Source organism: Hymenobacter sp. HDW8 (genome assembly GCF_011305775.1).
Lineage (GTDB): Bacteria > Bacteroidota > Bacteroidia > Cytophagales > Hymenobacteraceae > Hymenobacter > Hymenobacter radiodurans.
In genome coordinates, this window is the sequence record NZ_CP049907.1 from 284,474 (window position 1) to 304,642 (window position 20,169).

The 20,169-nt window shown below is 53.7% G+C and carries 20 protein-coding genes and 2 pseudogenes; 12 read left to right on the forward strand and 10 right to left on the reverse strand.

Annotated elements, in window-relative coordinates:
• Window positions 1-31: 31 nt before the first annotated feature.
• The 5 genes from G7064_RS22060 to G7064_RS01260 all read left to right on the forward strand — a co-directional run bounded on the left by G7064_RS22060 (window position 32) and on the right by G7064_RS01260 (window position 6,519).
• A complete protein-coding gene (locus tag G7064_RS22060) occupies window positions 32-1,627 on the forward strand; it encodes a M14 family metallopeptidase (protein ID WP_240935645.1) in 1,596 nt (531 codons plus the stop codon).
• Window positions 1,628-1,635: 8 nt separating this feature from the next.
• Window positions 1,636-2,715, forward strand: coding sequence for a hypothetical protein (locus G7064_RS22065; RefSeq protein ID WP_240935647.1), 1,080 nt, complete (start codon window positions 1,636-1,638; stop codon window positions 2,713-2,715).
• 192 nt (window positions 2,716-2,907) lie between these two features.
• Window positions 2,908-3,726 carry a 2,3,4,5-tetrahydropyridine-2,6-dicarboxylate N-succinyltransferase gene (locus tag G7064_RS01255; protein ID WP_166072125.1) on the forward strand — a complete coding sequence of 273 codons (819 nt, stop codon included), beginning with the start codon at window positions 2,908-2,910 and terminating at the stop codon, window positions 3,724-3,726.
• 190 nt (window positions 3,727-3,916) lie between these two features.
• Complete coding sequence (locus tag G7064_RS22070) at window positions 3,917-4,708, forward strand: cation-transporting P-type ATPase (protein ID WP_240935649.1); 792 nt, start codon at window positions 3,917-3,919, stop codon at window positions 4,706-4,708.
• 8 nt (window positions 4,709-4,716) lie between these two features.
• Complete coding sequence (locus tag G7064_RS01260) at window positions 4,717-6,519, forward strand: cation-translocating P-type ATPase (protein ID WP_240935650.1); 1,803 nt, start codon at window positions 4,717-4,719, stop codon at window positions 6,517-6,519.
• Between the two features lie 13 nt (window positions 6,520-6,532).
• Here G7064_RS01260 and G7064_RS01265 read toward each other — a convergent pair whose 3' ends face one another.
• From G7064_RS01265 to G7064_RS01275, 3 genes and pseudogenes are all read right to left on the reverse strand, one after another.
• Window positions 6,533-6,979, reverse strand: a complete 447-nt coding sequence (locus G7064_RS01265) for a DUF983 domain-containing protein (RefSeq protein WP_240935651.1) — start codon at window positions 6,977-6,979, stop codon at window positions 6,533-6,535.
• Between the two features lie 136 nt (window positions 6,980-7,115).
• Window positions 7,116-7,655, reverse strand: a complete 540-nt coding sequence (gene msrA, locus G7064_RS01270; RefSeq protein ID WP_166072126.1) for a peptide-methionine (S)-S-oxide reductase MsrA — start codon at window positions 7,653-7,655, stop codon at window positions 7,116-7,118.
• A 233-nt stretch (window positions 7,656-7,888) separates the two neighbouring features.
• Window positions 7,889-8,778, reverse strand: a pseudogene (locus G7064_RS01275) (3-hydroxybutyryl-CoA dehydrogenase).
• A 373-nt stretch (window positions 8,779-9,151) separates the two neighbouring features.
• Here G7064_RS01275 and G7064_RS01280 point away from each other — a divergent pair.
• Window positions 9,152-9,313, forward strand: a complete 162-nt coding sequence (locus G7064_RS01280; protein ID WP_133272977.1) for a lmo0937 family membrane protein — start codon at window positions 9,152-9,154, stop codon at window positions 9,311-9,313.
• A gap of 121 nt (window positions 9,314-9,434) precedes the next feature.
• Here G7064_RS01280 and G7064_RS01285 read toward each other — a convergent pair whose 3' ends face one another.
• Entirely contained in the window at window positions 9,435-10,253 is an 819-nt protein-coding gene (locus tag G7064_RS01285; RefSeq protein WP_166072127.1) for a hypothetical protein, read from the reverse strand.
• A 17-nt stretch (window positions 10,254-10,270) separates the two neighbouring features.
• Window positions 10,271-11,893, reverse strand: coding sequence for an ABC-F family ATP-binding cassette domain-containing protein (locus G7064_RS01290; protein ID WP_133272975.1), 1,623 nt, complete (start codon window positions 11,891-11,893; stop codon window positions 10,271-10,273).
• A gap of 357 nt (window positions 11,894-12,250) precedes the next feature.
• Here G7064_RS01290 and G7064_RS01295 point away from each other — a divergent pair, with 357 nt between their 5' ends.
• Both G7064_RS01295 and G7064_RS01300 read left to right on the forward strand, forming a co-directional pair.
• On the forward strand, window positions 12,251-12,718 hold the full coding sequence (locus G7064_RS01295) for a DUF4199 domain-containing protein (protein WP_166072128.1): 468 nt from the start codon (window positions 12,251-12,253) through the stop codon (window positions 12,716-12,718).
• Window positions 12,719-13,134: 416 nt separating this feature from the next.
• Complete coding sequence (locus tag G7064_RS01300) at window positions 13,135-13,401, forward strand: hypothetical protein (RefSeq protein WP_166072129.1); 267 nt, start codon at window positions 13,135-13,137, stop codon at window positions 13,399-13,401.
• Between the two features lie 124 nt (window positions 13,402-13,525).
• On the opposite strand, the gene G7064_RS01305 is transcribed toward G7064_RS01300, so the two are convergent.
• From G7064_RS01305 to G7064_RS01315, 3 genes are all read right to left on the reverse strand, one after another.
• The gene (locus G7064_RS01305; protein ID WP_166072130.1) at window positions 13,526-13,927 is read right to left on the reverse strand and encodes a hypothetical protein; all 402 of its coding nucleotides are present in this window, start codon (window positions 13,925-13,927) and stop codon (window positions 13,526-13,528) included.
• A gap of 109 nt (window positions 13,928-14,036) precedes the next feature.
• Window positions 14,037-14,354 carry a hypothetical protein gene (locus G7064_RS01310; protein ID WP_166072131.1) on the reverse strand — a complete coding sequence of 106 codons (318 nt, stop codon included), beginning with the start codon at window positions 14,352-14,354 and terminating at the stop codon, window positions 14,037-14,039.
• Window positions 14,355-14,863: 509 nt separating this feature from the next.
• Window positions 14,864-15,196, reverse strand: coding sequence for a hypothetical protein (locus tag G7064_RS01315; RefSeq protein WP_166072132.1), 333 nt, complete (start codon window positions 15,194-15,196; stop codon window positions 14,864-14,866).
• Between the two features lie 454 nt (window positions 15,197-15,650).
• Between G7064_RS01315 and G7064_RS01320 the strand changes: the two genes are divergently transcribed.
• On the forward strand, window positions 15,651-16,451 hold the full coding sequence (locus G7064_RS01320) for a murein L,D-transpeptidase catalytic domain family protein (RefSeq protein ID WP_166072133.1): 801 nt from the start codon (window positions 15,651-15,653) through the stop codon (window positions 16,449-16,451).
• 87 nt (window positions 16,452-16,538) lie between these two features.
• On the opposite strand, the gene G7064_RS01325 is transcribed toward G7064_RS01320, so the two are convergent.
• Complete coding sequence (locus G7064_RS01325; protein ID WP_133272968.1) at window positions 16,539-16,733, reverse strand: hypothetical protein; 195 nt, start codon at window positions 16,731-16,733, stop codon at window positions 16,539-16,541.
• A gap of 186 nt (window positions 16,734-16,919) precedes the next feature.
• On the opposite strand from G7064_RS01325, the gene G7064_RS01330 reads away from it, so the two are divergent.
• From G7064_RS01330 to G7064_RS22080, 3 genes and pseudogenes are all read left to right on the forward strand, one after another.
• Window positions 16,920-17,732 (forward strand): M48 family metalloprotease, encoded by an 813-nt coding sequence (locus G7064_RS01330; RefSeq protein WP_166072134.1) that lies wholly within the window; start codon window positions 16,920-16,922, stop codon window positions 17,730-17,732.
• A gap of 103 nt (window positions 17,733-17,835) precedes the next feature.
• Window positions 17,836-18,170 (forward strand): annotated as a pseudogene (locus G7064_RS22075) (diacylglycerol/lipid kinase family protein); the annotation flags it as partial.
• Window positions 18,171-18,746: a diacylglycerol/lipid kinase family protein gene (locus tag G7064_RS22080; RefSeq protein ID WP_240935904.1), complete on the forward strand. Its 576-nt coding sequence runs from the start codon at window positions 18,171-18,173 to the stop codon at window positions 18,744-18,746.
• Here G7064_RS22080 and G7064_RS01340 read toward each other — a convergent pair.
• Complete coding sequence (locus G7064_RS01340) at window positions 18,703-19,974, reverse strand: metallophosphoesterase (RefSeq protein WP_166072135.1); 1,272 nt, start codon at window positions 19,972-19,974, stop codon at window positions 18,703-18,705. The genes G7064_RS22080 and G7064_RS01340 overlap by 44 nt on opposite strands.
• Between the last annotated feature and the right edge of the window lie 195 nt (window positions 19,975-20,169).

The window sequence follows — 20,169 nt, forward strand, 5'->3', positions numbered from 1 at the left end:
ATTTTACGCTCACTTTCCTTTCTACTCAACTATGAAAAAGTGTTACGGTTTGCTGCTACTCTTGCTGGCAACGCTACCGGTCTTGGCCCAAACCAAATCCAATCTGGCGTATTACCTGCCCCAGACGGTGACGTACAACCCAGCCATCCCCACGCCGGCTTCGGTGCTGGGCTTTGAAGTGGGGGAGTGGCACGTGAGCCACGACCAGTTGCTCATGTATATGCGGACCGTGGACGCTGCCTCCGACCGCGTTACGCTGACGGAATACGCCCGCACCCACGAGCACCGGCCGCTAGTACTCCTGACGATTACCTCGCCCGAAAACCAGCGCAACATTGCGCAAATCAAGGCGGAGCACCACCAACTAACGGACCCTGCTGTATCGGGCCGACTCGATATCAGTAAGATGCCAGCCGTGCTCTGGATGGGATACAGTGTGCATGGCAATGAGCCCAGTGGCACCAATGCCTCGCTGCTGGCTGTGTATTATCTGGCGGCTGCTCAAGGTCCAGCCATTGACGAGACGCTTCGCAATACCGTGATTCTGGTAGATCCTAGCATCAACCCCGATGGTATGAGCCGTTTTGCTGGTTGGGTAAATTCTCGGCGCGGCAAGAATCTCGTTACGGACCCCTACAACGTGGAGCAAAACGAAGTATGGCCAGGAGGTCGTTTCAACCACTATTTGTTTGATTTAAACCGCGACTGGCTGCCCCTGCAGCATCCCGAATCGCGCGGTCGCTTGCAGCAGTTTCATGCCTGGAAGCCCAACTTGCTGACCGACCACCACGAGATGAGCAGCAACTCTTCGTTTTTCTTCCAGCCGGGGGTGCCTTCTCGAAAGCACCCGCTCACTCCAAACCGCAACTTCGAATTAACCAAGAGCATCGGTAATTACCACGCCAAAGCTTTAGACAAAATCGGTTCCCTCTACTTTACGGAGGAGAACTACGACGACTTTTACTATGGCAAGGGCTCTACTTATCCCGATGTGAATGGGGCAGTCGGCATTTTGTTCGAGCAAGCCAGCTCGCGGGGGCATGCCCAGGAAACCGTCAACGGAGTATTGCGCTTTCCCTTCACAATTCGCAATCAGGTTGTTACTACGCTGTCTTCGATAGAGGCGGTGCAGGCCCTGCGGCAAGACCTGCTCGCTTACCAGCGCGACTTCTACCAAAAAGTCGCTGGCGAAGCCCGTGACCAGGGCGTCCGAGCTTACGTATTTGGCACCGACCGTGACCCTGCTCGCAGCTATGAGTTGGCCCGGATAATCCGGCAGCATCAAATTGCGGTGTATCGCCCCAAAAGCGAGCTCACGGTCGGGGGGCGTACGTTTAGCCCCGCCAATGCCTACGTCGTGCCCACCGACCAGCCGCAGTTTCGACTCATACAAGCCATGTTCGAGACGCGCACGAAGTTTCAGGATAGCATCTTTTACGACATCTCTGCCTGGACCTTGCCCTACGCGTTTGGCTTGAACACCGCGGCGGTGACGAAAGCTCCAAAGGCGGGGCTGTTGGGGCAACGTCTGGACAGCATTAGTTTCCCAGTAGGGAAGATTCTGGGGGACAAAAGTGCCTACGCGTATGCTTTTAGCTGGCATGGCTACTATGCCCCCGAGCGCTGAATACACTATTGGCCCGAAAAGTAAGTGTAAAGGTCGCCACGGAGCCCTTTTATATTGGCGACACCAAAATGGACTATGGCAGCATCATGGTGCCCGTAGCCGCCCAGACACTGCCCCCCGATTCATTATACGCTTTGATGCAGCGCGTTGCGGTGCAAAATGGGCTCGATGTAGTAGCCATCACGACGGGCTTGTCGCCCCAGGGTCTGAAGCTGGGCAGCGTGAACTTCATCGCGTTGAAAAAGCCTGAGATTATGCTCTTGGCTGGTCAGGGCGTCAGCCCCACAGATATAGGCGAGGCGTGGCATTTATTGGATAACCGCTTCGACATGACTCCCAGCTTAGTAGCTCCCGAAGCATTAGACCGGGTGAACATAGACCGCTACACAGTCATTGTCGTGTCCGATGGCATCTATGGCGGTATTACGCCCGCGAGTCGAGATAAGCTGCGGGCTTGGGTGCAGCGCGGCAATACCTTGTTAGCCATTGGAGGAGGAGCCAAATGGGTGGCTGACAATGGCCTGTCGACCACTCGCTTTAAGGCGGCTAGAAACCCAACCACGCCCCTAGCCCCAGAAACGGCAGCCCCTCCGGCAACAGCTAATCAGCCGAATGCTGCGCCGGCTCCCTCGGCTTCAACGCGCCCCAGCGCCCCTAGTCCCACCCTGCTACCGCAGCAGCCATACGTGGGTATGCGCAACACTGCTAGCGCCCAGGAAATATCGGGGGCCATTTTTAATGCTCGCCTCGATTTGACTCACCCTTTGGGCTACGGCTATGAGAATCCCGATGTGCACCTGTTTCGCGACAACAGACTGTTTATGGAACGCTCGGCGAGCCCGTACGCTAACCCGCTTATGTACACGGCCCAGCCGTTAGCCAGCGGTTTTATATCAAAAGCGAATGAGTTAAAGCTGCGTAGTACGGCCGCCGTCGATATTACCGACGTGGGCGCTGGCCGAATTATTTCCTTAGTTGATAATCCCAATTTCAGGGCGTTCTGGTACGGTACCAATAAATTCTTTCTCAACAGCATCTTTTTCGGGCAATTCATGCGGGCCGGCAGCCCAACCCCAAGCGATGAATAGGCACCGAATACTAATGAGCCGACCTGGGGCTAGTCACTGTGGCGCTTGTGCGGCATCCGACATGCATCTTTTCGCCTAGCCTAGCCTTCCCAACTCGTTGCAAATTGTAAGGCAACTCTTGTTGATCATTATGCTTCGCAAAACACCTCTATGGTGTAGTTTTGCTGGCTAGAATCCTTCTTTCCAATTTACATGACCGACCTACAAACCACTATCGAAGCCGCCTGGGACAACCGTGACCTGCTGCGCGACGCTGCCACCATCGAGGCTATTCACGCTATTATTGAGGATCTTGATAAAGGTCGGCTGCGCGTGGCCCAGCCCGCCGCTGACGGCCAGTGGCAAGTAAACGACTGGGTGAAGAAAGCCGTCATCCTGTATTTCCCCATTCAGCAGATGGAAACGCTGGAACTGAAGCCCTTCGAGTACCGCGACAAAATGCGCCTCAAAACCGGCTACGAAGCGCAAGGCGTGCGCGTAGTGCCGCCCGCTACGGCCCGCTACGGCAGCTTTTTGGCCCCCGGCGTTATCCTGATGCCCAGCTATGTGAACATCGGCGCTTGGGTAGGCGAGGGCACCATGGTCGATACGTGGGCGACGGTGGGCTCGTGTGCGCAGGTAGGCGCGCACGTGCATTTGAGCGGTGGTGTAGGCCTGGGGGGCGTTTTGGAACCCGTGCAGGCTGCGCCGGTCATCATTGAAGATGGTGCTTTCATTGGTTCACGGAGCATCCTAGTAGAAGGCTGCCACATTGGGAAAGAAGCCGTCATTGGCGCGGGTGTTACCATCACGGGCAGCACCAAAATCATCGATGTAACGGGCTCTGAGCCGAAGGAGTATCGTGGCCACGTGCCGGCGCGCTCGGTAGTTATCCCGGGCTCGTATGCCAAGCAGTTTCCGGCCGGCGAGTTCCACGTGCCCTGCGCCCTGATCATCGGTCAGCGCAAGCCTAGCACCGATTTGAAAACTTCGCTGAATGACGCTTTGCGCGAGCACAACGTAGCCGTTTAGCTTAATAAGTGTCAGCTGACTTCCGAAGAGAGGAAAGCACAGGAGCCCCCAGAATAGCTCTGGGGGGCTTTTGTGCTTTCTATCAAAGAAACCCATGATTTAAATCAGAGCCAGCAGGAGCAGGAAGCGGTAATTTTCTTTCGTGCCGCTTGCTCGTCGGAGTAAGCAGCCGATTCTTACGAATTTGCTTATGCTGGCTACGCTTCATACCGCTTCTGCTACGGAGCCTGCCCGGCCCGAAGGAATACCCTACGGATTGAGTCCTGAGGAGGTACTTCACCAGAGGCAGCGTTTCGGAAAAAACGTACTGGCACCCGCAACTCGCCACCGGTTTTGGGCTATTGTGCGCGGTATCGCAACGGAACCTATGTTCATGCTGCTGGTCGTGACGGCCGGCATTTATCTCCTTATTGGTAGCTATTCCGAAGCCTATGTTCTGCTGGCTGCCACCGCGCTTGTTGCGGGCATCTCGCTGTATCAGGAGGCGCGAAGCGACCGAGCGCTGCTTGCATTGCAACAGCTGGCGCAGCCGCTAGCTCGCGTGCGTCGGGCTGGTCAGGATGTCGCGCTCCCGGCTGCCGACTTAGTGGTAGACGATATCCTGCTGGTGGCGGAAGGGGAGCAGGTGGGGGCTGATGGCGTACTGCTGGAAGCCCACGACTTGGAGGCCGATGAGTCATTTTTGACGGGCGAGTCGTTGTCGGTGAGCAAAGCGGCAGATGGAGAGCAGCAACTGTTTGCTGGCTCTTCGGTGGTGGGTGGTACGGGCGTTGTGCGGGTGACAGCCGTGGGGAGCCATACGCGACTGGGCCACATTGGGGGGCTAATCTCGCAGGTGAAGACGCCACCCACGCCACTTCAGCAGCAGGTAAGCTCGTTTGTGCGCCGCATGGCAATGGTGGGCGGGGGGCTTTTGTGGTCGTGTGGGCCTATAACTGGTGGGAGTCGGGGAGTCTGGCCCACGGCCTGTTACATGGGCTGACGATTGCCATGGCCGTTTTGCCGGAGGAAATTCCGGTTGCGCTGTCGTCGTTTATGGCCTTGGGCGCGTGGCGACTGATGAAGCAGCGGCTGCTGACCAAGCAGCCGCAAACGGTAGAAACGCTGGGTTCGGCCACCGTTATCTGCGTGGATAAAACCGGCACGCTCACTCTGAATCGGATGGCGCTGAGTCAGGTATATTATCCCGGTCAGCTTGGCTCCATTGCTTTTGAGGAAAATAAAGAAATTCCTGCCCCTCTAGCCGACTTACTGGCCACGGCCATGTGGGCCAGCGAGCCTACGCCCTTCGATCCGATGGAGCAGGCCTTGCATCGGGCCTATGCCCAAACGGCTGTGCTCGACGAGCGCCCGGCTTACCGTATGGTGCACGAGTACCCGCTCGGAGAAAAGCCCCCCATGATGACGCACATAGTTGCTCATCATGATGGCCGCCTCATTGTCGCCTGCAAGGGTGCTCCAGAAGGCATTATTGCCCGCTGCCGGCTACCCGAAACCGAGAAGGCTCAGGCGTTGGCTACGCTTATGCAGCTAGCCACAGCTGGTCTGCGGGTGCTGGGCGTGGCTCGCTGCACAACTATCCCGGAGGTATATCCGGCCTCACAGGCAGACCTCGCGTGGGAGTTCAAAGGGCTAGTTGCCTTCACCGATCCACCCAAGCCCACGGCGGCGGCCGTGCTCGGGCAGCTATACGAGGCAGGCCTACAGGTGAAAATGATTACCGGTGATAATGCGCTGACGGCCGCAGCCATCGCCCAACAGGTCGGACTGCGGCACAAGGAACAAGTGTTAACCGGAACTGAAGTAATGGCGCTGGACCCTACGGCGCTGGAGCAGCGAGTAAGCACCGTCGATTTGTATGCCCGCATGTTTCCGGAAGCCAAGCTGCGCGTGATTGAAGCCTTAAAAGCCAATGGCCAGGTGGTGGCCATGACCGGCGACGGAGTGAACGACGGGCCAGCGCTTAAGGCGGCCCACATTGGGGTAGCTATGGGCCACCGGGGCACGGAGCTGGCCCGGCAAGCAGCCAACCTAGTGTTGCTGGATGATGATCTGGCAGGGATGGTTACGGCCATCAGCTACGGTCGCCGGATTTATGATAATCTCAAAAAGGCGGTGCAGTATATCATCGCCATCCATATTCCGCTGATTCTCACCGTGCTGGTGCCGTCGTTGCTGGCCTGGCAGTATCCGGTGCTGCTGGGGCCGGTGCACGTCATATTCCTGGAGCTTATTATGGGGCCAACCTGCTCCATTATCTTCGAGAATGAGCCCATGGAGGCTGATACGATGCAACGCCCGCCCCGCCCCGTGACTACCACTTTTTTGCAACTCCAAGAGCTTGGTAGCAGCCTTGTGCAGGGACTTGTGATTGCGGCTGGCGTGCTGGGGCTGGCATTTTATGCCCAGCGGCTAGGGTATTCGGAGACACTCACCCGCACCGTTACTTTCACGACTCTGGTGCTGGCCAACGTGCTGCTTACGCTCGTCAGCCGCTCACGCCACCACACGCTGCGCCGTACGCTCTATTACCACAATCCGCTGCTGCCTGCTATGCTGGCCCTCACCCTGACTTTGCTCGTACTTTGCCTTACTGTGCCTTCTCTCCAACAGCTTTTTGAGCTCCAATCGCTTACCTGGCTCCAACTGTTACTATGCGCCGCCGTGGCCGTTATGAGTACGGGCTGGTTTGAATTTTATAAAGCCTTGCGAAGTACTAAGCGCAGATCTCTTTCTGATGAGGCTCAACCAACCACCGGCACCAACTATACCGCTACTGTAAATACGAGGTAAGTAGCTGCTGCTCTTAGTCGTTTGAATGAGGAAACGTGCGCTTAGCGGCGGCCGGATCGTAGCCGGTGCCGCCGAAAAAGTACAGCATTACGGCGCGCGAATAGCGCAGCAATACGGGCGTAAACACCAGCACCGCAATGGACACCGTTACGATATACACCCACGTATCCGGGTCGCCAAAAAAGTTGTAGAGTAGCACCCCAACCATAATTACAATGCCGGTTGAAAAGGCATAGCTGATGTACATGGCACCCCAGTAAAAGCCGGTTTCGGGCTCGTACTGTAGTCCGCAAACGGGGCAGCTGGCGGGCATATCCGAAAATTTACTCAGGTTGAATGCCGAGTGCGTAAAAAGGTCGCCACGATGACAGCGCGGACACTTTTGGGCCAGCAAGGCTAGGAGGGTAGAGTCGTGGGCAGCCATAAGGAGAATATAGGTGAGGTCAAGGGAAAGCAGCAAAGAACGAACGTCTTCGCACTGAAAGTAACAGCCAGCCCTCAAAAAGCTGGGATGGTACAATATTTATCCAAAAAAGCCCCCAAACGTATCTGGGGGGCTTTTTTAACTTGTGAATTATATTAGATAAGTGTGTGACTTAGGCAGTCGCTTTTTTAAGCTTCTCGCCAAATACCGCTTTCACCTTATCCACTTTAGGCTTTACCACAAACTGGCAGTAAGGCTGGCTGCCGTTCAGGTTGAAGTAATTCTGATGATAGTCTTCGGCGCGATAAAACGTGCCTAAGGGCAGAATCTCCGTCACGATGGGCTTGGGGAAAGCGCCCGCATCGTTGAGTTTCTGCTTGTACTCCTCGGCCAAGCGCTTCTGCTCCTCGTTGTGGTAGTAAATGCCGGAGCGGTACTGGTCGCCTACATCGTTGCCCTGGCGATTGAGGGTCGTTGGATCGTGGGTTTTCCAAAACACTTCAAGCAGCTCCTCAAAGGTGATTTTCTGTGGGTCGAAGGTGATTTGCGTCACTTCGTTATGCCCCGTCAGGCCGCTGCAAACTTCTTTGTAAGTAGGGTTGGCGATGCGGCCGCCGGTGTAGCCCGACACGACTTTCTCCACGCCTTCCAGATTCTGAAAAACGGCCTCTACGCACCAGAAGCAGCCGGCGCCAAATGTTGCTTGTTCCATTATCAAAGGTTAGTCTAGGTTAGTTGGTAGCCAATTGCGCTGCTTTTTCAATAAAAGGCAACGGCATTTAGTCTCATTACTTACGTAGTAACAACATTAGAGTCATGAAAGGTTTGAAACTGCCTTTGCGTGAGGTGCAGTATCGGCTTCACGGACAAAAACGCAATGGCTCCCAATAGTTTACGGCAAGAAAAAGCCCCCAGGCTAGTCTGGGGGCTTTTTCTTGCCGTAAACTATTTCTGAAATCGAGTAGCAACTACCAGGTCTTTGCTGCCCGGTGTGTGCGTATAGAAGCCTTCGCCCGACTTTACGCCCAGGCGGCCGGCCATTACCATATTCACCAACAGGGGGCAAGGGGCATACTTGGGGTTACCCAGGCCATCGTGCAGTACGCGCAGGATAGCGAGGCATACATCCAGGCCAATAAAATCGGCGAGCTGCAACGGGCCCATGGGGTGGGCCATGCCCAATTTCATCACGGTGTCGATTTCCTCCACGCCGGCTACGCCCTCAAACAGGGTATAAATCGCCTCATTAATCATGGGCATCAGAATGCGGTTGGCCACGAAACCGGGATAGTCGTTTACTTCCGTGGGCGTTTTGCCAAGCTGGCGCGAAATGTCCATTACCTGCTGGGTCACGGCATCGGAGGTAGCGTAGCCGCGAATAACCTCCACGAGCTTCATGACCGGCACCGGATTCATAAAGTGCATGCCAATCACCTGCTCGGCGCGCTTCGTGGCGGCGGCAATGCGCGTGATGGAGATAGAGGACGTATTGGAGGCCAAAATAGCCCCTCAGGTGCGTATAGGTCGAGGTCGCGGAAGATTTGCAGCTTCAGGTCTACGTTTTCAGTCGCTGCTTCAACCACGAGCTGCGCATTGGTGACACCTTCCGCAATGCTGGTGCGCGTGGTAATGCGGCCCAGGGTGGCCGTTTTTTCGTCTTCGCTGAGGCCGCCTTTGGCCACCTGCCGGTCCAAGTTTTTGCCAATAGTACCGAGGGCCTTATCCAGGGCCGGCTGCGAAATATCAATAAGCGTAACGGAAAATCCGTGCTGGGCAAAAACGTGAGCAATGCCATTGCCCATAGTACCCGAGCCAATAACGGCGACGTGGAGCATACAAAAAAGAAGTGGGTGGGAAGATGTAAGTGAAGGCCGGCGGGCCGGCGCGCAAAACTAATCTGAAAAGCAGCCAGCCCCAACTACAACCCCCAGCGGCCCGCCCAGACGAGGCTATTAGCGAACGATAAGGTCAATTATGTACAATCGTAAAAAAATAAGCTCAACTAATAAATGCGCATTGCAGCCCGTAGAGGGACTTTTATGCCATATATGAGAGCGCTAATAAATAAATTGCGCTATGGAGATATATCTTTTTTGAAAAGCGTCGCGTACAAATCCGCAAATCGCTTGCTACTTGGTTTCCTAACCACAATCAACTAGCTCCCGACGAAATTGTTTTTCCCTCACCCTACACCTCAACCCTAATACCATGGGAAATCTCCTGTACATCATTGCCGTCATCCTCGTTATTATTTGGCTGCTCGGCTTCCTGGGCTTCAATAGCTTTGGCTTAGGCAACTTGATTCACATTTTGCTTGTCATCGCCATCATTGCCGTAGTACTGCGTCTGGTACGGGGCGGCACGGTCTAAATGCCCCTGCGTGAGTAGCTGTTAGGTGCTGCTCAAGCATCAAAGAGTCTAAAAACGAGAAGAGCCGCTGTTCCAGATGGAACAGCGGCTCTTTTGCGTTTCAGCCCTACTGGGGGGGTGGTTACTTCAAATCAAACAGAAAGCTAAAGCGAATGACAGGCTGCCCGTAGATATCGTCGAGGCCATCGTTGAAGTTGTAGAGCACCACAATATCGGCGGCGGCCCGGTCGCTGAATCGGCTGCGGTAGCCTACGCCTGCCAGCGGGGTGTTCACGGTAATCTTACCGGTAGAAATAACGCCCGTATTCTGATCCTGGAATAGCACTTCCGCCCGCGTTACTTCATACTCACCGTGTACAAAGAAGTCTTTGTAGAAGATGAATTGAGCAAAGCCTTTCAAGCCAATATTGTTGGTTTGATAGCTGGAAGGTGTACCCGGCGCCCGGAACTGAGCCGGGATAGAGTAGTTATTAAAAGCATACGATATGCCCGGCCCCACTGCCAGCCGCTCGTTGATACGGTAGCCAATGGCAGGCGCTATGCTGGCACTAAACTGGCTGCCATAGGCTGAACTGCCATTATAGCCAAGGCCAAAGTTGGCGTACAGGAAGTACTTGCGCAACGGCTTGGGCTGCTCCGAGGCACGGCTGCCTTCTGGAAACTCCAATCCCGATGGGCTGCTGCTATTTGGACTTGTCTGAGTAGGTAAGGGCTCGTTCACGGGCGGGGGCGCAGGCACCGGCACCGCTGGCCGCGCCTCATACTCCTTTTGTGGAGTAGGCGTAGGTGTGGCGGGTACTGGTGCGGCTGGAGGAGCCGTGTTCAGCTGTGGCTTGGCCGGCGCGGGCCGGGCCGTCGTATCAGTTTGGGCTAAAGCAGCGGCAGGAGCCATCAATAAGGCGGCCCCAGCTAGGGCCCACGGGAGCAGGATGCGTTTCATAGATAGCTACAACGAGCTTAGGACACAAGTTGGTACATGCGTTGGCGTTGAGCCTTAATGGTCTCATCGGCCAGGTATTCTTCGTAGCTCATACGACGGTCGATGATGCCGTCGGGCGTGAGCTCGATAATGCGATTGGCAATCGTTTCAATAAACTGTAAGTCGTGCGATACGAACAGCAGCGAGCCAGTGTAATCGCGCAGGCTGTTGTTAAGCGCCGTAATGCTTTCCAGATCCAAGTGGTTCGTTGGGTCGTCGAGTACGAGTACGTTGCCGCTCTCCAGCATCATTTTAGAGAGCATGCAGCGCACTTTCTCGCCCCCGCTCAATACGTTCGACTTCTTCAGCGACTCTTCGCCCGAAAACAGCATACGGCCCAGGAAACCTCGGATAAAGCTTTCATCCTTCTCCGTAGAGTACTGCCGCAGCCAATCAACCAGGTTGAGGTCGGTATCGAAGAACTCGTGGTTTTCGCGTGGGAAGTAAGACGGCGTAATCGTGGTGCCCCACTTAAAGTTGCCCGTGTCCGGCCGAATTTGCTCGAACAGGATATCAAAGAGGAGGGAAGGCGCCCGGTCGTCGCGGCTGATAATGGCCACTTTATCCTTCTTATCCAGCGAGAAGGTAACGTTGCGGAATACCGTTTGACCATCCACCTTTTTGCTCAGGTTCTCAACTGTCAGCAGCTGGTTGCCGGCCTCACGCTCCGCTTTGAAGGCGATGTAAGGATAGCGCCGCGAGCTGGGCTTGATGTCTTCCAGCGTCAGCTTTTGCAGCAGCTTCTGGCGTGAGGTAGCCTGCTTGCTCTTACTAGCGTTGGCCGAGAAGCGGCGCACGAACTCTTCCAGTTCTTTACGCTTGTCGTCGGTCTTTTTGTTGGCGTCCTGCTTCTGCTTCATGGCCAGCTGGGAGCTTTCATACCAGAAGGAGTAGTTGCCAGGATACATCGTCAGCTTCGAGAAGTCGAGGTCGGCCATGTAGTTACACACGGCGTCGAGGAAGTGGCGGTCGTGGCTAACCACAATCACTGTGTTTTGAAACGAATCAAGGAAGTTTTCCAGCCACAGCACGGTTTCGGCGTCCAAGCCGTTGGTAGGTTCGTCGAGCAGCAACACATCGGGGTTACCAAACAAAGCTTGCGCGAGCAGCACCCGCACTTTGTCGGAACCACCGAGGTCCGCCATCATGGTGTAGTGCTTGTCTTCGCCAATGCCCAGACCCGACAGCAATTCAGCCGCTTCGTATTCAGCGTTCCAACCTTCCAAGTCAGCAAACTCGCCTTCTAACTGGGCAGCCCGCTCGCCGTCGGCGTCGGAGAAGTCGGCCTTAGCATAGAGTGCATCTTTTTCCTCCATCACCTTCCACAGGCGCGTGTGGCCCATAATCACGGTTTGGAGAACGGGATATTGATCGTAAGCAAACTGGTCCTGGCGGAGCACCGAAAGACGGGCACCGGCAGGCATATTCACGGAGCCAGTATTGGGCTCAATTTCGCCCGATAATATCTTTAGAAACGTGGATTTACCAGCTCCATTGGCTCCAATGAGGCCATACACGTTGCCGGGCATGAACTTAATGGTCACATCTTCAAACAATATGCGCTTACCGTAGCGCAGACTTACATTGGAGGTACTAATCATAGAGGTGTAGATGCTGAAAACGAAAAATCGTTGGTGCCAACCTTGGAATAAGGACAATTCGGCGCGCAAAAGTACGCAAAATGCCCTGCGCATACGCTGTCTGGCTTATTACCAACGTCAAAATAGACAATCAGGCGAAGACAGTGTAGTGCTCATACTCAATAATTTGGCTCTGAAAAAAGCCCCCTAAGGTGTCACAAGCCAAAAAAAAAGTTGGCTTGCACAACATCCCGCCGGATAAAAGAGTATAAAAAGCAATTGGAAATGCTAATCTTAGGCGGGTAACTAACAGTTATGGCTGCCCAAGCAGTTCCTCTACCTCACTGATTCACCTTTTCACCTTTTCCCCTTACCTGTATGGGTGCGTTTCGATTAACCGCCGAAAACAATGGAGTTCGCGTAGGTCTGTTTACGGGCGTTGCGATGATGGCCTATTTCCTGATCGCGAATTTGCTAGGCTTTGTTCGCATTGAATACAGCTTCCTGAATGCTGGGATTCTGGCCGTAGGAGCCTGTGTAGCTATTGCTAGGCTTAAGCGCGAGAAGGGCGATAAACTACCCTATCTGCAAGGCTTTGGTACAGGCATCGTTACGGCGCTTGTTGCCTCCGTCGCTTTTGGCCTGTTCTTTATTATCTATTCCTCCATCAAACGGGATTTTATGGAGCAAACCCAAGCGCAGGATCTTTTTGGGTTCGACTTATCTGTAACCATCGCTTTCTTGGCTATTGTGCTTCAAGGCGCAATGGGCGGTATGATCGTCTCGCTTATTGCCATGCAGTACTTTAAGAGCCCTGATCATAAGCCCATGAAAGGAATTGAGTAGCTGCTAGCTATTCAAATAGACATATAAAAAAGCCCCCAGAATCATTCTGGGGGCTTTTTTGTGTGGCCACAATTAGCAAACGCTTGAGATACGCAGTTTATAGATGAAGTGGATTGGACCCAACACAGAAAATATTTTAAAATCTTTTGTTAGTTATACTAATAGCATATATATTTGTACTATATGTAAGACAGGGCAAACAAAACCTGTTTATTGTCCACTCGTTACAGCGTTAGTTTCCCGATATAGCCTACCACTTACGTTCTCGTTCCCTTTCTATGAAATCAATAGTTTTACTCGCACTTATTCTAGGTTGTTTTTGCGGTTCTGCCGCTGCCCAAAAGCGTGATGTTTATGCTGAGCGTCCGGGGAGCTTAATGCCTTCTTTGGCTCGTGTAGATGACCTTACCCGTGATATGAGTAGCAATCTTCGTCTGAATGAAGCGCAGTATATTCGGTTGCGCTCCGTCAATCAGATCAAGCTCGCCCGTCTGGATGAGATTGAGTACGAATACACGGATGCCGAGCAGCGTCGGCAAAAAGCCGCCGAGCTGGAGGCGCAGTACGAAGCAGAGTGTAGCCGTATCCTGACGCCCTCGCAATTAAGCGTATTCCGCGCCGAGCAAAACCTGCAGCCAGATCAGCCTACTAAGAACGACGCGCACGAAGGCGGATTAGGATAAACTGCTTTAAGTTCCACCTGAAGAATAATCTTTTCAACCATAAAAAAGCCCCCGGAGTCGCTTCCGGGGGCTTTTTTATGGTTGGAATTATGATTTACTGCTCTGAAAATGCTTTTGCGCTACTCTATAATGTCGGCACTGCTAAGGGGCGTTCATACAGAACTTCGGTTACTACCCCCAACGGGCCGAAGCGCAGAGTAAGTTTGTTGGCCGTAGAGCGCCGATGGCTTGGTTCGCATTGCGTGCCGGGCTCCACATAATAGTAATAAGTCTTCTCGGTCTGAGCACTCAACTCCTCCTCATCGGGGCGGCCAAGAAGCTTGTCGATACTGGCAATGCGCGCGCCATAGAGCTGGTCTCGGTAGCGGTTCAATGCAGGCAACTGCGCGGCTCGCTTATTCAGGCAGGCGTAAGGGTCGCTGCGCCACGCTGCATCATCAAAGCCCTCCATCTTGGGTAGGGCATGCCCACAAGCAGTTATGAGTAAAATGGCCGCTCCGGCCGCGAAAAAACGAAGTAGGTGCATAAGCTAACAAGCGCAAAGGGTAAGCAGTAGGTCGGCCATTAACGGGCTGAGTCTCGACGCTATGCCGCTAAGCTACTTGTTAGAAACCGAATGGAAGATGATAGGTTGGCTAGAATAAGTCGGTGGAGGGGGCAGATGGCTTAAAATCGGAAATGGCCTTCTCCTGCTCCCAATACTCGAGCTGGTCTGAGGTGAGGCGAGCTGCCATAAATTCGCGTAGATAGATACCACGCCGCTCCAGGCAAAAAAGCTGAAACTGAGGCAGCAGGCAAGTCATGTCGAGGCCTTGCTGCTTATACCGGCGACGGTTATCTGCGTCCAGCGTGTTGAGCCAGTCGTTAAAATCAGTTTCAGTAGGATAAAGCTCACGGGCCTGTCGGTAATAGGCAGCCGTAGCACGCGCGATTAAGTGCGGCAAGGAAGACATGAATAAGAGAAATGCAAAGGCGGAAGCAGGGAGCGGGGCGAGGTACTGGTAAGCGTACTGGGTAAGCGAATTCAGAAGAAAATTTGGGTAGAAACAGAAAGTAGAAGTTAGAACCAGAGTAAGGATCAACAGTTGGGTGTAGGCCAACCGCTGCGTAATATCCTGAAATTAACCTTTAGTTATACTAAATTTCTACTCATACAGGCCATAAAGTTCATTTTGTGAGTGAAATGCTGACTAAATATGAGTATCAAATTTCCTTAATATTGATTAGTAAAAGACAATTTAATGCATAAAATTAAGGATAATTTCTGCATAAACAACAAATAGGCCAGCTTATTAAAGGCGTTATTTAAGAATATAATTATTTTACGCTCATGAGCTTGAAGTTTCTCTTATATAGCTCCTGACCTTTCTTTGTTGCTGAAAGTAGACAAGCAACAATGTTGAATCAAACAAACTATGCTGGCTCTTTAAAAAGCCACGGTAATACTCCGAAATCAGACGTGTCAAGCACTATGATTACAGTAGGCATTAAATACCCTACCTATTTCCCAGCTATGACACGCTTTTTGCATTAATTGCTGACCACGCTGCTGTAAAGTCATCATTGTGTCATACAATTTTTCGGTCGCGGGAGCAATGGTCCGAATATGACGCGTAAGCAGGGTAATCTGCTGGCCATTGCTGTAGTAAAGCGTCAGTTCGGCCCCTTCCAAAGGTTGGGGCACGCGAACGCTAAGGGTAGCAGGAGGCTGCCGAGAAGTAAAAAGCAGAAACAATGTCAGGCGAGCTAGTAGCTGCTGCTGAATGTGAGGCGGAATCTCAGCGGTGTGCATCAATGGCCGTAACTCACAATGTAGTTGTCTGGATAAAGCGCTAAACGTTGTCATAAGTAGCTGTATGACAAGAGTAAACTATAGATCTGCTTACCCAAGCGGACCCGTTGCAGTAGGTGAGAGGAGCGGAGGATGCAAGAATTTTATAACGCTGGGCTAATTATATTGTATAATACAGAGAAAATAATTGAAAGTTGTGTTGTATTTCACCAAATTTTGTAGTAGCAATCTGATCCTTTTTAGGGCTTGACTATTATGGAAAGCAAGCTTTCAGCTTCGTGCTACTAAGAACAATACGCTTTTTTTTACTATTTGATATCCTAGTCCTTCGTATCCATAAGGTGGTTTATAAGTGCTTTACGCAATAATTTCTGACTTATGGTGTTAAGATTGAAAGGCCCGAAGTTTGCCTAAGCCTTGTTTTACCCTATTTCCGCAACAAAAGCTCCAGCCGACAATGCGCACACCGACTGCCTTCGCTTGCCTCTCCTTTAGTCTCTTATCTCTCTTTTGTCCCCCAAAAGCAATTCCTGCCGCCAAAGACAATCCTGCCGCCGACAACACGGCGGAATCAGCTTTGAGCGAAAATCGGCGGGCTATCTACTTAGCGGCTTTTGAGCAGCATACACTGCATACGTACGCTTTAGCTGGCCTCCCAGCATCCGGACTTCCCCTCGATGTGTATCGGCAGGCGCTGATGGGCTATTACCAGCTTCAAAAGCGCGGCTTGGCTAATCCGGCCAAAAACACGCTTACTATTATCGACTTCAATCGCTCCAGTCGGTTGAAGCGCCTATGGGTCATTGATTTACAGAAGTCACGGGTGGTTCATCATACGCTCGTTGCCCACGGCATAAACACGGGCGAGGAGTTCGCGCAAGCCTTCTCCAATCGGGTGGGCTCGGAGATGAGCAGCTTGGGCTTTTACGTGACGAGTCATACGTACACCGGAAAGCACGGCTTGTCCTTACGCTTGCGGGGCGTAGACCCGAACTATAACACGAATGCGGCCAGCCGAGCCGTGGTAGTACATGGCGCTGACTATGTGTGCGAAGAATTTGTGCAGCGCCACGGGCGTCTAGGGCGAAGCCAAGGCTGCCCCGCACTGCCCATGAAAGAAAGCAGCGCCATTATTCGCACTATAAAGGATGGCACTGTATTGTTTGCGCACGCACCTTCCGGTGTCCGCTACGATTCCGACTGGCTTGAATTAGATCCCGCTCTGCAGGCTTTCGCTCAAGTGAAAGGATTAAACTAGTTGATGAGTTATTCTACTAAAAAGCCTCCCAGAACTAGTTCTGGGGGCTTTTTTATGAAGCTTTACTCTTAGAAAGTAGTCTTTCGCTTAGGCTCGGTCGCTGGTGGTTTTCACTAGGTTAATGCCCGCGAAGAAGAAGATAAGGCCTACGATAAAAGGCACTAGGCTGTTAATCTTGCTAAGATTCACGCCAGCTATGCCCAAGAAGCCTAGGGCAGCGTAAATAATGCCGATGATACCCAGGATGGTAAGGATGGCGCCGAAGGTGCGTTTCTGATTCATAAGAGAGGGAGATTAGGGAGTACAACTGAACAACAGGAACCGGTTGCGGACCAGTTTTGCGCCTGATACGCTAAACATCGCAAATAGGGTGCCTCGCTGCAAGCAACCCTACTGCGGAGTGCGCGTTAGAAGCCCGGCGGCCCACTTTAAAGTCGCCTTTTCCCTCCCTTAATTCTCCCTACTACCATGAGAGGAAGCCTTCGTTATTTGATTGCCCTGGCCGTCGCAGCCTTTTCTTTTGTGACCTATTACTGTAACCGCCAGACGAACCCCGTGACCGGTGAAGTGCAGCACGTGAACATGACCACGGAGCAGGAAATTGCGCTCGGTTTGCAGGCCGCTCCCCAAATGGCCCAGCAATACGGCGGCCTGCACCCCGATCAGCAGGCTAGCGCGGCCGTAAAGCGCATCGGTGCCGCGCTGGTGCAGTCGTCCAAAGCCGACCAATCGCCCTACAAATTCGATTTTCATCTGCTGGCCGATGAGCAGACTATCAACGCGTTTGCCTTGCCTGGCGGCCAAGTATTTATCACGGCCGGCTTGTTGAAAAACATGAAGACGGAAGGGCAGGTGGCCGGCGTGCTAGCCCACGAGATTGGTCACGTGATTGGCCGTCACTCTGCCGAGCAGCTAGCCAAATCGCAGCTGACGCAAGGCTTGGCCGGGGCTGCTACCATCGCCGCCTACGACCCCGATAGCCCTGGTAGCTCCATTGGCAAAGCGGCCGTAGCGGCGGCTATTGCCAAAGTTGTATCGTTACGCTTTGGGCGTGAAGATGAGCTGGAATCGGACCGCTTGGCGGTACAATACACCGCCGACGCTGGCTACGACCCTCGCGCCATGATTCAGGTAATGGAGATTCTGGCCCAGGGCGGTGGCCAAAGCCGCGGCCCTGAGTTCATGAGCACACACCCCGATCCGGGCAACCGCGTGGGCGTGCTGGAGAAGGAAATCACGGAGCGTTTCCCCAGCGGCGTCCCCAGCGGACTGAAGCAATAATCACCTAACTCTGAACTAGAAAGGAGGAGATGTAAGGCGGAGTTTAGGAAACTCATTATCCGCCTCACGTCTCCTCCTTCTTCTTTATTTAAACACTATTGTAATGGCTGCTGAATCAACTCCCCACCTGCATTCGCTGCTGTTTGTCCTCAATCCGATTTCCGGCGACATTGATAAGCAGAACGTAGAAACCACCATCACGGAGTTCTGCTCGCAGCGCGGACGCCAAGCCGAATTTTTCCATACATCCGGCGAAAACGACCTCGACAAACTCAAAGCTCATTTAGCTGCCAATACTTATGATGCCGTGTTTGCCGCTGGTGGCGATGGTACCGTGAACTTGGTGGGCGAGGCGCTGCTGGGGGCAAAATTCCGTTGGGAATTCTGCCTCTGGGTTCCGGAAATGGATTGTCCAAAGACCTAGGCATTCCGCAGGATATGGACGGCGCGCTGGACGTAATTTGGCAGCACAAGCTACGCGCTCTCGACACCCTGCATGTAGGCGGCAATTTCTCAGTTCACCTCGCTGATTTGGGCTTTAATGCGCTGGTCGTAGAGCGCTTCTGCAATGGTGACACGCGTGGGCCAGGCGCTTATATTCGGATTGCCCTGCAGGAATACTTGAGCTACGAGCCGGTTACCTATCGTATCGAAACTGACCGCGAGCAGTTTGAAGGGCCGGCGTTTATGCTCACCATTGCCAACGCCACTACCTTCGGCAGCAACGTGGTAATTAACCCCGATAGCCACCTCGACGACGGTGAGTTTGAGCTGTGCCTGATTGAGCCATTTCCGGCCACGGCATCCCTAGGCATTCTGTATCATCTCTACACCGACGCCTTCGATACCTCCGTGTACACTCGCCGATTGCGCTGCCGCCGCGCCAGCATTCAAGTGCCAGGACAGCCGCGCGTACTGGTGCAGGTAGACGGTGAACCTCTGGAGTTGGATACGCCCGTTGAAGTGAAGATTAATCCGCGGAGCTTGCAGGTGCTGACGCCCGCGCTGACGTAGACACCACACCAGAAATGCCCCCCAGTCCGCTTAGTAGGCGCCGCCGAAATGGTTCGAGCGCGCGCTCGGTGCCGTCGGCGTTGCCGGGCTCCAGCGTACGTAGCCAAGCTTCCCCATTCTCATAGAAGTCGAGCGTAAAGAACCCCTTGTGCTCGTGGGTGAAGGTAGCTTTGCCGCCCTTGCCCACGTACGCCGTTTTGCTGCCCGAGCCACTAACTAAGTAGTGACCATTCTTGTAAGCAAAGTATTGCAGGTTGTGGTCGTGGCCGGCGGCGTAGATGATGTTCGGGAACTGATGCAGCACGCGCAGCAGACGGCGGCGCATCTTGCGATAGCGCGGGTGGGCCATATCCTCCTCCGCGCCTACCACCCGCCGATACATCGGAAACAGGGAGCCAACCCCCGGCAGGGGCACATACGCTCGCTTGTGCACGGCCGTGAGCGGAAATACGTGCTGCTTGGTCGTGAATTGCCCCCCGTGCATGGCATTTGAGTAGAGCGGGTGATGACCGGCCACCACAATCTGCTGGTGGCGGTTGGCTTCCAGTAGCAGCTGTAATTGCTGAAAGGGCATGCGGCTATCCGTGGCCTTGCAGCCATAGGCCGCTCCCAGCGGGCGCGTGCCGTGCTGCACCCACCATTGCGTATTCAGCACCACGAGCAACAGGTTGTCGGCGAGTTGCACGGTTACGGGGTCGGGGCAGCCGCCGGGGGGCAAATATTGGGCTCCGGGCAAGTGTTCGCGCACGTAGGCCTCTTGGCGCAGCAGGTATTGGAAACCGTCGCTGCGGCCCTTGTTCCAATCGTGGTTGCCGCTCAAAAACACCACCCGACCAGGGTAGCGCAAGGCATCGAGCTGAATATCTAGGCGTCGCTCAGCTGCCGCCCGGCCGCTGGAGGTTTCGGCTGGCAAACCCGTTGGGTACACATTATCGCCCAGTATAACCACAGTGCTATTCTCGCCAGCTTCCTCCAGCCAACCATGCAGCAGATTCAATACTGGGTCGCGGCCGTCGGTGGCTACGGCACCTAAGTCGCCAACCAGCGCAATGCGGTGGCGCAACGGCGACGCTGGGTCGGGTTGGTGCTGTTCCCAGTCGCGCACGGCCGGGGCTACGTAGGGCAGGCGTCTGTAGCGGCGCTCCTGCAAATAGCGCCACAGCAGCCACGCCACCAGCACTAGGTTGATCCCCAGCAGAATGTAGAAAAGAAGGGTAGGAGTTGGCAAAGCGAATAATCAGATGTACAGAGTCTTATACGCACCACTGGCAGCGTAGTATAGAAGCATATGGTATGAGCAAGTGTTTCAGGCAAGTTTTAAGCATCAGAGCCACCTGCTGACCGCCTCGAAGCCAGCGCATGACGTCAGTTTTCGTAATAGTGACTGAGAGCCCTAACAAATACTCACTAATCAACGCTTTAA

Bases quoted from the DNA above. Each gene is read 5' to 3' on its own strand.
- G7064_RS01255 (WP_166072125.1), top strand. From the start codon at position 2,908: ATGACCGACCTACAAACCACTATCGAAGCCGCCTGGGACAACCGTGAC.
- msrA (WP_166072126.1), bottom strand. From the start codon at position 7,655: ATGGAACAAGCAACATTTGGCGCCGGCTGCTTCTGGTGCGTAGAGGCC.
- G7064_RS01330 (WP_166072134.1), top strand. From the start codon at position 16,920: ATGAGAGGAAGCCTTCGTTATTTGATTGCCCTGGCCGTCGCAGCCTTT.
- G7064_RS01310 (WP_166072131.1), bottom strand. From the start codon at position 14,354: ATGTCTTCCTTGCCGCACTTAATCGCGCGTGCTACGGCTGCCTATTAC.
- G7064_RS01285 (WP_166072127.1), bottom strand. From the start codon at position 10,253: ATGAAACGCATCCTGCTCCCGTGGGCCCTAGCTGGGGCCGCCTTATTG.
- G7064_RS01320 (WP_166072133.1), top strand. From the start codon at position 15,651: ATGCGCACACCGACTGCCTTCGCTTGCCTCTCCTTTAGTCTCTTATCT.
- G7064_RS22070 (WP_240935649.1), top strand. From the start codon at position 3,917: ATGCTGGCTACGCTTCATACCGCTTCTGCTACGGAGCCTGCCCGGCCC.
- G7064_RS01260 (WP_240935650.1), top strand. From the start codon at position 4,717: ATGGCCGTTTTGCCGGAGGAAATTCCGGTTGCGCTGTCGTCGTTTATG.
- G7064_RS01295 (WP_166072128.1), top strand. From the start codon at position 12,251: ATGGGTGCGTTTCGATTAACCGCCGAAAACAATGGAGTTCGCGTAGGT.
- G7064_RS01290 (WP_133272975.1), bottom strand. From the start codon at position 11,893: ATGATTAGTACCTCCAATGTAAGTCTGCGCTACGGTAAGCGCATATTG.
- G7064_RS01325 (WP_133272968.1), bottom strand. From the start codon at position 16,733: ATGAATCAGAAACGCACCTTCGGCGCCATCCTTACCATCCTGGGTATC.
- G7064_RS22080 (WP_240935904.1), top strand. From the start codon at position 18,171: ATGGACGGCGCGCTGGACGTAATTTGGCAGCACAAGCTACGCGCTCTC.
- G7064_RS01300 (WP_166072129.1), top strand. From the start codon at position 13,135: ATGAGTAGCAATCTTCGTCTGAATGAAGCGCAGTATATTCGGTTGCGC.
- G7064_RS22060 (WP_240935645.1), top strand. From the start codon at position 32: ATGAAAAAGTGTTACGGTTTGCTGCTACTCTTGCTGGCAACGCTACCG.
- G7064_RS01305 (WP_166072130.1), bottom strand. From the start codon at position 13,927: ATGCACCTACTTCGTTTTTTCGCGGCCGGAGCGGCCATTTTACTCATA.
- G7064_RS01280 (WP_133272977.1), top strand. From the start codon at position 9,152: ATGGGAAATCTCCTGTACATCATTGCCGTCATCCTCGTTATTATTTGG.